Origin of the sequence: Stenotrophomonas sp. NPDC047960 (assembly GCF_043204395.1) — a bacterium.
Taxonomy (GTDB): domain Bacteria; phylum Pseudomonadota; class Gammaproteobacteria; order Xanthomonadales; family Xanthomonadaceae; genus Stenotrophomonas.
On record NZ_JBIDBX010000002.1, the window covers coordinates 287,663 to 301,677 of the forward strand.

General features: G+C 67.0%; 10 protein-coding genes. 3 read left to right on the plus strand and 7 right to left on the minus strand.

Annotated features, from left to right (window positions below):
• Positions 1–26 precede the first annotated feature (26 nt).
• From ACGFZ3_RS06900 to ACGFZ3_RS06920, 5 genes are read right to left on the minus strand one after another with little or no spacing between them, the layout of a single operon-like run.
• Positions 27–1,094: an acyltransferase family protein gene (locus ACGFZ3_RS06900; RefSeq protein ID WP_392918288.1), complete on the minus strand. Its 1,068-nt coding sequence runs from the start codon at positions 1,092–1,094 to the stop codon at positions 27–29.
• Positions 1,091–2,239 carry an N-acetylglucosamine-6-phosphate deacetylase gene (nagA, locus tag ACGFZ3_RS06905; protein WP_392918291.1) on the minus strand — a complete coding sequence of 383 codons (1,149 nt, stop codon included), beginning with the start codon at positions 2,237–2,239 and terminating at the stop codon, positions 1,091–1,093. Before nagA ends, ACGFZ3_RS06900 begins: the two co-directional genes overlap by 4 nt.
• A complete protein-coding gene (locus ACGFZ3_RS06910; RefSeq protein WP_392918294.1) occupies positions 2,239–3,267 on the minus strand; it encodes an SIS domain-containing protein in 1,029 nt (342 codons plus the stop codon). The genes nagA and ACGFZ3_RS06910 overlap by 1 nt, the downstream gene beginning before the upstream one ends.
• A 7-nt stretch (positions 3,268–3,274) precedes the next feature.
• Positions 3,275–4,342 (minus strand): LacI family DNA-binding transcriptional regulator, encoded by a 1,068-nt coding sequence (locus ACGFZ3_RS06915; RefSeq protein ID WP_392918296.1) that lies wholly within the window; start codon positions 4,340–4,342, stop codon positions 3,275–3,277.
• Between the two features lie 42 nt (positions 4,343–4,384).
• A complete protein-coding gene (locus ACGFZ3_RS06920) occupies positions 4,385–5,677 on the minus strand; it encodes a sugar MFS transporter (RefSeq protein WP_392918298.1) in 1,293 nt (430 codons plus the stop codon).
• A 414-nt stretch (positions 5,678–6,091) separates the two neighbouring features.
• On the opposite strand from ACGFZ3_RS06920, the gene ACGFZ3_RS06925 reads away from it, so the two are divergent.
• The 3 genes from ACGFZ3_RS06925 to ACGFZ3_RS06935 all read left to right on the plus strand — a co-directional run bounded on the left by ACGFZ3_RS06925 (position 6,092) and on the right by ACGFZ3_RS06935 (position 12,216).
• Complete coding sequence (locus tag ACGFZ3_RS06925; protein WP_392918890.1) at positions 6,092–7,063, plus strand: glucokinase family protein; 972 nt, start codon at positions 6,092–6,094, stop codon at positions 7,061–7,063.
• A 62-nt stretch (positions 7,064–7,125) separates the two neighbouring features.
• Positions 7,126–9,789 (plus strand): TonB-dependent receptor, encoded by a 2,664-nt coding sequence (locus tag ACGFZ3_RS06930; RefSeq protein WP_392918300.1) that lies wholly within the window; start codon positions 7,126–7,128, stop codon positions 9,787–9,789.
• 90 nt (positions 9,790–9,879) lie between these two features.
• Positions 9,880–12,216, plus strand: coding sequence for a family 20 glycosylhydrolase (locus ACGFZ3_RS06935; protein ID WP_392918303.1), 2,337 nt, complete (start codon positions 9,880–9,882; stop codon positions 12,214–12,216).
• Between the two features lie 200 nt (positions 12,217–12,416).
• Here ACGFZ3_RS06935 and ACGFZ3_RS06940 read toward each other — a convergent pair whose 3' ends face one another.
• Positions 12,417–12,806 (minus strand): VanZ family protein, encoded by a 390-nt coding sequence (locus tag ACGFZ3_RS06940; RefSeq protein ID WP_392918305.1) that lies wholly within the window; start codon positions 12,804–12,806, stop codon positions 12,417–12,419.
• A 1-nt stretch (position 12,807) separates the two neighbouring features.
• Positions 12,808–13,992, minus strand: a complete 1,185-nt coding sequence (locus ACGFZ3_RS06945; protein WP_392918308.1) for a class I SAM-dependent methyltransferase — start codon at positions 13,990–13,992, stop codon at positions 12,808–12,810.
• Positions 13,993–14,015 lie beyond the last annotated feature (23 nt).

Genomic DNA, 14,015 nt, shown 5'->3' on the forward strand with positions numbered 1-14,015 from the left:
TGGCCGGGTATAGGAACCGTGAGGAGTCAGATCTTGAGGTAGATCCGTCGCGCATCCAGCACCCAGGCGACGGCCCACCAGACCAGGACGAAGCCCACCGCGCACATCAGCGACGCGAGTTCCGGCATGGAAGGCAACAGCTGCAGCAGCGAGGCACAACACGCCGCCCAAGCACCACTGGCGATCAGCACCAGCGCCATGACCGACGAACCGAGGTAGGCGGCAATCGCGTTGACACCAAAACGGCGGCCCAGCGCCGGCCAGCGGTAACGGTCGACCAGAAGATGCGCTAGCAGCAGCGCCATGATCGACAGGCCACCGGTCCACAGCACGTAGCTGGGCGTCCACAGGTTCTTGTTGAACGGCAGCACCGGTGCCAGCAGCAGGCCGCCGCCCAGCAGCACCAGCGCGAGTCCGGCCAGTGCGCCCAGGCTGCCGGCACGCAGCCAGCGCCCTGCAATCAACCCCAGCAACGTGGTGGCGATGGCACCGGCGCTGCTGAGCAGGCCTTCCGGGTCATGCCCGAGCCTGGTGATGGCGTCGTACTTGTAGAGGAACGGTGCGAACAGCGCGGTATCGGCGCGGCTGACCGGGTTGAGCCACGGCTCCAGCGTGTCGGCCCCCAGCAGCAGCGATGCATAGCCCAGCAACAGGACCCCCAATACCGCCCACTGCGTGCATTGCCGGGTGTGGATGGCCAGCAGCCCGACCACCGCCACGCACAGCGCGATCCGCTGCAGTACGCCCCACAGCCGATAGGCCGGCAGCTCGAACAACCACCACGCCAGCACATGCAGCAACGCACCGGCGACGAGAATGCGCAGCGCGCGTTGCAGCAGCGTGCGGCCCAGCGCGGCGCGCGCGCCCGGGTCCACGGCGCGCGGCACGAGACTGAAGGCCATCGAGACGCCGGCAATGAACAGGAACAGCGGGAAGATCAGGTCGGTCGGGGTGAAGCCGTGCCAGTCCGCATGCAGCAGCGGCGGATACACGTGACTCCAGTCGCCCGGGTTGTTGACCAGCAGCATGGCGGCCACGGTCAGTCCGCGCAGGGCATCGATGGAGCCCATGCGCGATGATGCGGCAGTGTTCATGCGTCCTCGCGCTGGCCGGCAATCCAGGTGGCGCGCACCTGCAGCGCCTCGTCGAGCAGCACCAGGTCGGCCTGGTAGCCCTCGGCAATTTCGCCCAGGCGGTCATCCACGTTGAGGAACTGCGCCGGATAGCGCGACGCCATCCGCGCGGCCTCCTCCAGCGACAGGCCCAGCAGCTGCACCGCATTGCGCACGGCCGTGGCCATGTCCAGCGCCGAACCGGCCAGCGAACCGGCCGCATTGCGCACCACCCCGTCCACGGCGGTGATCACTTCGCCATACAGTTCGTAGCTGGGGTTGTCGGCACCCACCGGCGGCATCGCATCGGTGACCAGCATGACCTTGCCCTGCGGTTTGGTCGCCAGCGCCACGCGCAGGCTGGCCGGGTGCACGTGCACGCCGTCGGCGATGATGCCGACCCAGCTGCCGCGGTCTTCCAGCGCCGCGCCCACCGCGCCGGGTTCGCGCCCGGTCAGTGGTGACATCGCGTTGTACAGGTGGGTGAAACCGCGGATGCCGGCATCCAGCCCTGCGCGCGCTTCCTCATACGTCGCCGCGGTGTGCCCGGCGGCCACGATCACGCCACGTTCGACCAGCGCACGGATGCTGTCCAGCGGCACCCGCTCCGGCGCCAGGGTCAGCAGGGTCACGCCATTGTCGAGCGAAGCCGCCATGGCGATTTCGTCGGCATCGGGTACGCGGAACTTGTTCGCGTCATGCGTGCCCTTGCGTGCCGGTGCGATATACGGTCCTTCCAGGTGGATGCCAATCACCCCGGGTACGCCGTCGACAATCGCCTGGCGGGTAGCGTCGATCGCCTTGCGCATCACCTGCACATCATCGCTGATCAGCGTTGGCAGCAGCGCGGTGGTGCCGAAGCGGCGGTGCGCGGCGGCCAGCGCGCGCAGGCTTTCCACGTCGGGCGTGTTGTTGAACAGCACGCCGCCACCGCCATTGACCTGCGCATCGATGAACCCGGGCAGCAGCCAGCCACCGCCCAGGTCCACCTGCTCGGCCGCACTGCCCAGCTGCGGCGCGGCATCGGAGACCAGCGCGGTGATGCGCCCGGCTTCGATCACCACCGCCAGGTCATCGCGGAAGCCGTCGGCGGTGAGGATGCGGGCATTGCGCAGGACGGTCTTCATCAGACGGTCTCCGTAACCTTGTTCAGGTGCGGCGGCAGGTCCGGGTTGTGCCCGCGGCGCAGTGCCAGCGCGTTGATGGCCTTGTAGAACGCCTGCACGGTGAGCAGCGGCGCACACGCCGGGTGTGGCGCTGGCGGAAGCGGCAGGTCGCCATCCGGGGCGGCCAGCCAGACCTGCGCATCGCGCGCGGCGAACTCGGCGGCCACCGCGCGGGTACCCGCGCCGGTTTCATCGGGCTGGGCGAAGGCCAGCACCGGGAAGCCCGGGCCCACCAGCGCCATCGGCCCGTGCCTGACCTCGGCCGAGCTGTAGGCTTCGGCGTGCAGGCCGCAGGTTTCCTTGAACTTCAGCGCCGCTTCCTGCGCTGCCCCCAGGCCCAGGCCACGGCCGACCACGAACAGGTTGTGCGCCGCCACCAGGCCGTCGGTCAGTGCGGACCAGTCGCTGTTCCAGGCCTGGCGCAGTGCGTCGGGCAACGTGCGCAGCGAGGCGATCAGCCCGGCATCCTGGCTCCAGTACGCGACAAGCTGCAGGATCGCCGACAGCGAGGCGAGGTAGCTCTTGGTGGCTGCCACGCTGCGCTCGGCGCCCGCGCCCAGCGGAATCACGGTTTCGGCCAGCTGCGCCAGCGGCGAATCTTCCACGTTGACCAGTGCCACCACGCGCGCACCGGCCGCGCGCGCGGCCTCGGCGTTGCGCAGCAGGTCCGGGCTCTTGCCGGACTGCGAAATGACGATGTACAGCGCACCACGCAGCTGCAGCGGAGATTCGTACACCGACCCCACCGACGGCGAGGCCGAGGCCGTCACCAGGCCGAGCCTGGTTTCCAGCAGGTACTTGGCATACGTGGCGGCGTGGTCGGAACTGCCACGCGCGCAGGTCACCACGAACGGCGGCGGCGCCGCCCGCAGGGTCGCGGCCAGCGTCTGCACCGTCGCTTCGTTGCGCGCGAACTGCGCGGCGATCACGTCGGCCGCTTCGGCGGCTTCGCGGAACATCAGGGTGTCGTGCGGGGCTGGCAGGGACATGCGGGACTCAGGTGGTTTCGGGGGTGGGGGGCCGCGTGCCGACCGGCCGCATCGGCGCGGTCGAACCGCGCACGACCAGCTGCGGGACGAAGCCCTGGTTCTGCAGCTGCAGCGGCGCATCGTCGTACGCATCGCTGCGCAGCTGCGCGATCAACAGGCGCGCGGCGTGCCGCGCGATGTCTTCGGTGGCCTGCTTGGCGGTAGTCAGCGGCGGCCACGACTGGCGCGAGAACGGGCTGTCCTCGAAGCCGGCGATGGACAGGTCGTAGGGCACGTTCATGCCGGCCGACTTGGCCGCCGCGAGCACGCCGGCGGCGATTTCATCGTTGGAACCGAAGATCGCGGTGGGAGGTTCCCGCAGCGCCAACAGGCGGCGCGCGCCACGGAAGCCGTCGTCGAAGGTGTAGTCGCCCTGCACCACCAGGTGCTTGTCCACGGTCATGCCGTAGTCGCGCAGCGCCGCTTCGTAACCGGCGTGGCGTTCGCCGCTGGACCGGTGCGAGGAACCGCCCCACAGGAAACCGATGCGCTGGTGGCCAAGCTGGATCAGGTGTTCGGTGATTTCGTAGGCGGCCTCGCGGTCGTCCACGAACACGCACGCGCCATCCTGCGGATCGGCGGTGGCAGCGATGATGCGCACGAGCTTGATGCCACGCGCGGTCAGCGCGGCGACCAGGTCGGCACGTTCGGACATCGGCGCTGTCAGCACCAGCCCGGCCAGGCGCGAACGCTGCACCCAGTCGGCGAGCTCTTCGGCCAGCATCGGCGAACTGGAATCACAGGGGTGGATCTGCAGTCCGAAGCCCGTCTCGCGGCACGCGGCGAGCACGCCGTTCTGCACGCCGATGATGTGGTACGGGTTGGGGTTGTCATAGACCAGCCCGATCACCAGCGTCGTACCGGTGCGCAGGTTGCGCGCGGCGGGATCGGGCTCGTAATCGAGTTCAGCAATGGCGCGCAGCACGCGCGCGCGCGTGGCCTGCATGACCGACGGTTCGTTGTTGATGACCCGCGATACGGTCTTCAACGACACCTTGGCCCGTTCGGCGACATCCTTGATGGTCGCTCTGCGCATGCTCTTTTCCTGGGTCACCGGTTGGGCGTCCATGATCGCCGATCACTGCCCGTCGCGGGGCAGCCCGACCCGGTGGCCGCGCAGGGAGTAGAACAGGATGTACAGGTAGCACGGCACCATCAGGCCCGCGAACACCCACTGGAAGTCGAAATGCTGCTTCAGCACGGCAAACGCCTGCGGGATGATCGCGCCCCCGGCGATGGCCATCACCAGCAGTGCCGAGCCGGTTTCGGTGAACCGACCGAGCCCGCGGATCGCAAGCGGGAAGATCGCCGGCCACATCATCGCGTTGGCAAAACCCAGCGCGGCCACGAAGCCCACCGACACATAGCCGTGGGTGAACAGCGCGCCGATGCAGAACAGCACGCCCAGGCTGGCCGAAATGCTCAGGTAGCGCGACTGCGAGACCAGGTGCGGAATCAGCGCCAGGCCGGCCAGGTAGCCCACCAGCATGGCGAACAGGGTGATGGAGGTGAACAGCTTGGTCTGGTCCAGCGGCAGGCCGAAACCGTGCCCGTAGGTGCCGATGGCATCACCGGCCATCACTTCCACGCCCACATACACGAACAGGCACAGCACGCCCAGCCACAGGTGCGGGAACTGGAAGATGCTGCTGCGTTCGGCCAGGCCGGGCGCGCGCGCCGGGGTGGCGTTGGCTTCGGCGGTCTTGATTTCCGGCAGCGGCGAGAACAGCACGCCCACCGCAAGCACCACCAGCAGGCCGGCCATGGCCATGTAAGGCATCTGGATCTTCGCCGCGAAGGTATCCAGCAGTGCGTTGCGGGTCACCGGGTCGGCGCTGGCCACCTGCTCGGACAGGTCGCCGATGCCGTGCAGCACCAGGGTGCCGATCAGGAACGGGGCGATCATGCCGGCGATCTTGTTGCAGATGCCCATCAGCGCGATGCGGCGCGCGGCGGTTTCGATCGGGCCCAGGATGCTGATGTACGGGTTCACCGCCGTCTGCAGCAGGGCCAGGCCGCTGCCGATGATGAACAGGCCGCTGAGCGCACCGGGATACCAGCGCTGCTGGGCGAAGTGCGCGAACACCACTGCACCGGCGGCCATCACCAGCAGGCTCAGGCTCAGGCCCTTCTTCATGCCGGTGCGCTTGAGGATCCACGAGGCCGGCAGCGCCAGGAAGAAGTAGGACAGGTAGAACACCATCAGCACCAGGAAGGCGCCGACTTCGTCCAGCTCGAAGGCCAGTTTGACGAAGGTGATCAGCGGGCCATTGAGCCAGGTGAAGAAGCCGATCAGGAAGAACAGCACGCCGATGATGAGGATCGAAGTGGCCACGCTCGAACGCGCGGTAGCAGCAGGCACGGCAGACATCTTGAAGGCTCCTGCGTCGACGGCGCGCGGGCGGCGTCGGAAGAGTGGCTGGGAACAACGTTGTCACATTTATTCGATGGGCCACCCGGCTTTGTCAACAATTGGTTTCCGCGCAGATCGCGGAAAACCCCATGCTGCAGGTGCACAGAATCCTCGCAACGCCCCGCCACGCCTTCACACAGCCTCTGTTTGCAACGGCTTTACGAAATCTTGACGGGAGTACACTGAAAACGTTTTCCTGTGACGTAGGTCGCTGCGGCGCAGCATCGAAAGTGTGAGGTTGTCGTTGACATCGTTGTCAGAACGATTACAGACTCCGCTCAATCGCCGGGGTCCAGACCTGGCCGTACGTATCCCAAGGGAGCCCGTGTGACCGCAGCCGCCCACGCCGTATCGGCCAATGCCCTCCTCTCGATGCCGCCGTTCCTGGCGGCCGACGTGGGCGGCACGCATGTCCGCGTGGGCCGCGTGCAGGCCAGCCATGACCCGGCCCATCCGGTCCAGCTGCTCGAGTACCGCAAGTTCCGCAACGCCGACTACGCCGGCCTCAGCGCGATCCTGGAAGCCTTCATCGCCGATGGCGAGCGGCCCGCACACTGCGTGGTGGCCACCGCCGGTTATGCCCGCGAAGACGGCACGGTAATCACCGCCAACGTGCCGTGGCCGCTGTCGGCACGGCAGATCGAGGCCGACCTGGGCCTGGAAACGGTGTACATCGTCAATGACTTCGAGGCCGTGGCCTACGCCGCCGCGCAGGTCGATGCCAGCGGCGTGCTGCAGCTGACCGGCCCGGCCACCGCCCCGCGCGGCCCGACCCTGGTGGTCGGCCCGGGCACCGGACTGGGTGCGGCGCTGTGGATCCCGACCGCGCATGGCGCAGTGGTGCTGGCCACCGAAGCCGGCCAGCCGACGCTGGCGGTGAGCACCGAACTGGAAATGGCAATCGTCCGGCAGATGCAGCGCGAGCTTGCCCACGTCTCGGTCGAACATGCGCTGTCCGGCCCGGGCCTGATGAACCTCTACCGCGCCCTGTGCGCCATCGAAGGCCAGCCCGCCGTGCTGGCCACGCCCGATGCGATCACCGCGGCGGCCGTGAGCAACCAGGACGCGCTGGCCCGCCAGAGCCTGGACGTGTTCTGCGGCCTGCTCGGCAGCACCATCGGTGACATGGCGCTGCAGTACGGCGCCCATGGTGGCGTGTACCTGGCCGGCGGGATCCTGCCGCAGATCCGCGAATACCTGTTGAACAGCACCTTCGTTTCCCGGTACCTCAACAAGGGGCCGATGCGCGAGGCGCTGGAACGCATACCCGTGAAGGTGGTCGAGCACGGGCAGCTGGGCGTCATCGGCGCCGCCAGCTGGTACCTCGGCCGCACGGACGCTTGAACGCACGCTTCGCAAACCGCACGCCGTCGCTGGCGCACCAACGATTGATGAGGAGAGACATCATGAACCACCGCAAGAGCCTGCTTTCGGCAGCCATTTTCAGCTGTATCGTCTTCGGCGCCCAGGCGCAGGAAGCACAGCCCACCGCAACCGACCTGGACACCGTGACCGTCACCGGTATCCGCGGTTCGATGGAGAAATCGCTCGACACCAAGCGTGAAGCCAATGCGCGCCTGGAAGTGGTGACCGCCGAAGACGTCGGCAAGCTGCCGGCGCACAACGTGGCCGATACCCTGCAGCGCCTGCCGGGCGTGAACATCAGCTCTGCCAGCGCCGACGAAGGTGGCTTCGACGAGGCCGACCGCGTCAGCCTGCGCGGCACCAGCCCCAGCCTCACCCAGACCCTGATCGACGGCCACAGCGTCGGCTCGGCCGACTGGTTCGTGCTCAGCCAGGGCAACAACGTTGGCCGCAGCGTCAGCTACTCGCTGCTGCCGTCCGAACTGGTCAGCTCGGTGGAAGTGAACAAGTCCTCGCAGGCCAAGCTGCAGGACGGCGGCACCACGGGTACCGTCAACATCATCACCCGCAAGCCACTGGCATTCTCCAAGCAGCTGAGCGCTGAAGCGTCGTTGGGCGCGGTGCGTTCAGACCAGGCCGACTCCACCGATCCGCAGTTCTCGGGCCTGTTCAACTACAAGAACGCCGACAGCACCTTCGGCGTGATGGTGCAGGGCTTCTACCAGAAGCGCGAGCTGCGCCGCGAGGCGCAGGAAATCCCGGGCGGCTTCTTCAAGATCAAGGCCACCGACCCGGTAGCGGCAACCAACCCGGACCTGGTCGGCGTCAACGTGCCCGGCCTGCTGGGTTCGACCCTGTTCGAGCAGACCCGTGAGCGCAAGGGTGGCCTGGTCACCCTGCAGTGGAAGCCGATCGACGACCTGACCCTCGGCCTGAGCGGCTTCACGTCCGAGCTGGAAGCAAACAACTACAACCGCAACTACATGATGTGGGGTGGCAACTTCGCCGCGTCGCAGGCGCCGAACCCCGGTTACACCATCACCGATGGCGTGCTGAGCAACGCCACCTACGCGGGCGTACCGGGCACCAACTACGCCGTGTACGACATGATTTACCGTGAAGCGACGGCCAAGACCAGCTATGTCACCTTCGATGCCGATTGGGCGATCAACGACAATCTGACCGCCAAGTTCCAGGCCGGTACCACCAAGGGCACCGGCGAGACGCCGCGTCAGTTCATCGCCGAAGTCACCCTGGGCCAGGGCGGCGGCGCCAGCTGGGCCACCCACGGCGCAGGCTCGCCGGTGGATTGGGCCGTGGGCGGCGACACCAGCCCGAGCGGCGTAAGCAGCTTCGGGACCTGGGGCAACCAGCAGGTCAAGGCGGAAGACAAGGAAGACTGGGCGTCGCTGGACTTCAACCAGTACTTCACCAATGGGGGCGCGCTGAGCTCGATCGACTTCGGCCTGCGCTTCGCCGACCACGAGCGTGAAGCACTGTCGCCGGAAGGCGCCAGCCCGGGCGACATCTGGTCGGCCCTGCAGGGCAGCGCTACCGGCAATTACCCGGGGAACTTCGCCAGCGGCATCGGCGGCAACTTCCCGCGCGACATCTGGTATTACACGCCGGACGCGCTGAAGACGGCGATTCTCAACAACTCCACCTGGCTGTCCAACAATGACGGCCCGACCGGCCGCCACAACTATGGCGCCGAGTGGAAGGTGAAGGAAAAGAACTTCGCCGGCTACGTGCAGGCCAACTTCACCGGTGACTGGTGGAGCGGTAATGTCGGCCTGCGTTACGTAGACATCAAGCAGGACATCGACACCTACCTGGCGGTCGCCGATGCCTCGCGCGCCGACGTGAGCAGCCTGTTTGGCATGTGGCAGCGCCAGGCCTTCCAGAACAAGCACAGCCGCGTGCTGCCGAGCGCCAACATCAAGTTCGACCTGGACGACAACCTGGTACTGCGCGTAGCCGCATCGCAGACCCAGACCCTGCCCGATTACTCGGCACTGGGTGCGTCTGCCTGGGGTTCGGACCTGAACAAGACCGGCGGTGGCGGCAACCCGGAACTGAAGCCGACCATCGGCAGCAACCTGGATGCCAACCTGGAGTGGTACTTCATGCCGCGCGGCCTGCTGTCGGTCGGTGCTTACCACATCGACCTGAAGGACTACGTTGCGTTCGACGTGATCAACAAGCAGCTCTTCAGCGAACTGACCAACCAGCTTGAAACCTACGCCGTCTCCACCCCGATCAATGCCGACGGCAAGGTCACCGGCGTGGAAGTGGCGTACGAGCAGCCGATCGGCGAGAACTTCGGTTTCAACGCCAACTACACCTACGCCAACGGCAGCTCGGCGCACACCTGGGCCGACGGCAGCCACAACCTGCTGGGTACCTCGAAGAACACCTACAACGTGGGCGCCTTCTTCGAGAACGAAACCTTCGGTGCACGCGTCAGCTATACCCGCCGTTCGTCGTTCCTGATCAGCCTGTCCGGTGCAAACCCGTACTACCAGGATGATTTCGGCACGCTCTCGGCCTCGCTGAGCTACGCGCCGACCAAGTGGATGAGCATCACCCTGGACGGCCTGAACCTCAACAACCCGACCTACAAGTACTACCAGAGCGCGTCCATTCCGACCTCGTTCTACTCCAACGGGCGCCAGTACTACCTGAACTTCCGCTTCAAGTACTGACAGCTCCGCGCCATGTGGTAAAGCTGTACACCAGAAACGGGCCCGGACATCCGGGCCCGTTTTTTTAACCCGCACCAAAGGAATGACCCGATGCACACCCGCACCCGTCGTACCTCGCTTTCGCTGCTGCCGCTGGCCCTGGCGCTCTCGCTGGCCCCGCTGGCACATGCCACCGATGCCCAGGCCCCCGATGGCCCGCGCGCCCTGCCCGGCTCGCTCCCCCTGATTCCCGCCCCCGCCCAGGTCGAACGCCTGGACGGTGCCGATTACACCGTGACCGCCACCACCGCGCTGCGCGCGCAGGGCGCCGCAGCCGCGCGCGTGGCCGGCCAGTTCGCCTCGATGCTGCGCCAGAGTGGCGGGCCCGCCCTGCAGCCGTCCACCACCCGGGGCACCGATGGCATCCGCTTCGTGCTCGACGGAACGCTGAAAACCGGCGCAGAGGGCTACCAGCTGCGCAGCGACGCGCGTGGCGTGACCGTGCAGGCCGCCACCGAAGCCGGCCTGTTCTATGGCGCGGCTACCCTGTCACAGCTGCTCACCGGTAGCAGCAGCGGCGCCGTACCAGCGCTGCGCATCGACGATGCGCCGCGCTTCAGCTGGCGCGGGCTGATGCTCGATTCGGCCCGCCATTTCCAGAGCCTGGACGAGATCAAGCGCGTGCTCGACGCGATGGCCGAACAGAAGCTCAACACCTTCCACTGGCATCTCACCGATGACCAGGGCTGGCGCATGGAGATCAAGCGCTACCCGAAGCTTACCGGGGTGGGCAGCTGCCGCATCCCGGCCGGCGATGGCGGCCGCGATCCGGCCACCGGCGCGCCGCGCCCATATTGCGGCTTCTACACCCAGGCGCAGATCCGCGAGGTGATCGCGTATGCGGCCGCGCTGCACATCCAGGTCATTCCGGAAATTGACGTTCCGGGCCATGCCACTGCAGCGATTGCCGCGTATCCGGAATTGGGCACCCTCAATACCCCGCTGCAGCCGCTCAGCGAATGGGGCGTGTTCCCGAACCTGTTCAACACCGAGGAGAGCACGTTCCAGTTCCTGGAGAACGTGCTTGAAGAGGTCATCGAACTGTTCCCCGCCAAGTACGTCCACGTGGGCGGCGACGAAGCGGTCAAGGACCAGTGGGAAGCCAGCCCACGCGTGCAGGAACGCATGCGCGCGGTGGGCGCGGGCACTGAAAATGAAATGCAGGCGCACCTGATCAAGCGCCTGGAGAAATTCCTGGAGCAGCACGATCGCCGCCTGATCGGGTGGGATGAGATCCTCGAAGGCGGTCTGCCGCCGGAAGCCACGGTGATGTCCTGGCGCGGCACAGAGGGTGGCCTCAAGGCCGCCAGCGAAGGCCACGACGTGGTGATGTCGCCGGTGACCGACATGTACATGGACTACCTGCAGACCAACTCGGAGAACGAGCCGCCGGGCCGACCGCTGACCACCCCGCTGGCCCGCGTATATGGCTTCGAGCCGGTGCCGGATGCCTTGGCCAGGGACAAGGAGCAGCACATCCTGGGCCTGCAGGCCAACATGTTCACCGAGCACACGCGGAGCGTGGCGCGGCTGCACCACAACGTGTTCCCGCGTCTGGCCGCGGTCGCCGAAACCGGCTGGACGCCGCGTGACCGCCGCAACTTCGCCGACTTCCTGGCCCGGCTGCCCTCGCAGCTGCAGCGCTGGCAGGCGATGGGCATCGCGTATGCGCAGACGCCGTTCGAAGTGGAAGCGGACGTCACCGACGACCGCAAGGCCGGCACCGCCACCCTGGCCCTGCGCACCCCGCTCAACTATGACATCCGCTACAGCGTGGATGGCAGCGCGGTCACGGCGAAGTCGCCGCGCTACGTCGCGCCGCTGACCCAGCCGCTTCCGGTGGGCGTACAGGCTGCTGCCTTCTTCAACGGGCAGGCGCTGGCCAAATCGGCGAGCCGCTTCGACATCACCGCGCAGTCGCTGCTGATCCGCAACGACGAGCATCTGGCGATGTGCCCCGGCGAAGGCAAGCTGCTGCTGCGGCTGGAGGACGATGGCCCGGCCGACGGCGAACGCGCCATCTTCAACGTCAACATCTTCAACCCGTGCTGGCTGTGGCAAGGCGCGGATGTGGAGGGCATTGCGAAACTGCGGGTGCGCGCAGGGCAGATTCCGTACTACTTCCAGCTGGCCCACGACGAGCCACAGCGGCGCTTCGTGCCTGCGCGCAGCGCACACGGCGAGATGGACATCCTCAACGCACAGTGCGATGGCAAGCCGCTGGCCAGCGTGGCGCTGCCGGCCAAGCCCGGTGCCGATGGCTTCATCACGCTGGAAGCGGCGCTGCCGCGTTCACTGAAGGGCCGCCAGGACCTGTGCGTGCGCTTCACCGGCGACACCCGCCCCACCATGTGGGTGCTGGACACGCTGGAGCTGGTACCGCATTGATCGATCAGGGGTGCCGGCCGATGGCCGGCACCGCTGTCGGGGGAATGGGGTAGGGTCGGTTCCCGAACGACCGCAGTGAACAAGTCAACGCCCGGTAACGCATGACCTGCACCGAAGCAAATGCCGTTGTCGTTGATTGCAATGCGTTACCGGGGTTACAACCGTTATCGGCGGTCGTTTGGGAACCGACCCTACCCCGATCAGCCTTTCATCCGAATGAGCAGGTCACGGAACGGCGTGAAGGCCACCGCCATGCCGGCGACCACGCCAACGCTGTTGGCCAGCGCATCCATCGGGTCGGCCAGGCGGTCGGTGGTCAGTGCCCCCTGCAGGAATTCAATGCCCACGCCCAGCAGCACCAGCCCGGCACCCGCCCACAGCAGCGCCGCGCGCGTGCGGTAGATCTGCACCGCCGCCGAGGCCAGCAGGAAGTACGCCAGGAAGTGCTCGACCTTGTCGCTGTTCTGCGGCAATGCCAGTGGCGGCGGCGGGATCAGGCAGACCACGATCGTGACCGCGATCGCCAGCCACCACAGGCCCAGCCACACGCGCGGGAAGCGCAGCGGCTTCAGCATTCCGGTTTCGGTCATCTCAGAGCCGCCAGGTCAGGTCGCCGAGCAGGAACGCCGGGTCGAAATCCACGTCGCGCTGGAAGCCCATCACCTGGAAGCGCTCGCCCATTTCGCTGGGGAGGGTGAGTTTCTTCACCTGGTCACGCAGGCGCAGCTTGCCGATCTCGTCGGCACGCTCCTCGGCAAGTGCCAGCAATCCATCCAGGCCATTGCCAAGCAGGAAGCTGGACTGCGTGCAGTAGCCGGCGAGCTCGAAACCGGCATGGGTACCGGCTTCGGCCAGCGCGGTGAAATCCACCGACGCGGTCAGGTCCTGCAGGCCCGGCCACAGGAACACGTCGTTGTGCACGTGGTGGCGGTAGAAGGCGCGCACGGTGCCATCGTCGCGGTCATCGCGGTAGTACTCGTTGCGCGGGTAGCCGTAATCAACAAACAGCATCGCGCCGCGCTTCAGTCCGCCGGCCACCGCCTGGATCCAGTACGGCAGGTGCGGCAGCAGCTCGGAACGGTAGCCATCGGCGAACGGCTTTTCCCGGTAGCGCTCCAGGTGCCGGACGGCCGAGGTCAGCATGGCATCGGCCGGCTGCGCGCCGCGGATGAAGCGCCCGTCGGCATCCAGCTCTACGGTTTCCTCATAGACCATGCCGTCACGGGCAAGGAAGCGCGGGGTTGGCAGGGCGTCGATCACCTCGTTGGCGAACACCACGCCGTCCCAGTCATCATCGAACGGGCGGTCCAGCCATTCGACCAGGGCGAACAGCGGTGGCACCAGCGCCTTCTCGAGGCGCTCGCGCTGACGTTCGCGCAGGTCCGCACTGGGCTCCAGGATCGCGTAGCGCTCCGGCAGCGCATCCAGTTCCAGCATGCGCTTGAGCAGAATCTCGGCAAATGCGCCACTGCCGCCGCCCAGCTCCAGGAAGCGCGCCTGCGGGCCGAGCTGCTGCATCACCGGGGCAACGGCGTTGGCCACGGTCGCGGTGAACAGCGGCCCCAGTTCCGGCGCGGTGGTGAAATCGCCATCCGCACCGAACTTGCTGGCGCCGGCGCTGTAATAGCCCCAGCCCGGCGCATACAGGCTCAGTTCCATGAACCGGGCAAAGGGCATGGCGCCGCCGTTGGCGAGGATCTCGGCGCGCAGCGCGGCGGCCAGTTCGTCGCTGTGGGCCAGGGCGTCGGCATCGGGCGTGGGCAGGGAAGAATGCATGGTGCGGGCGATTGCGGTGACAA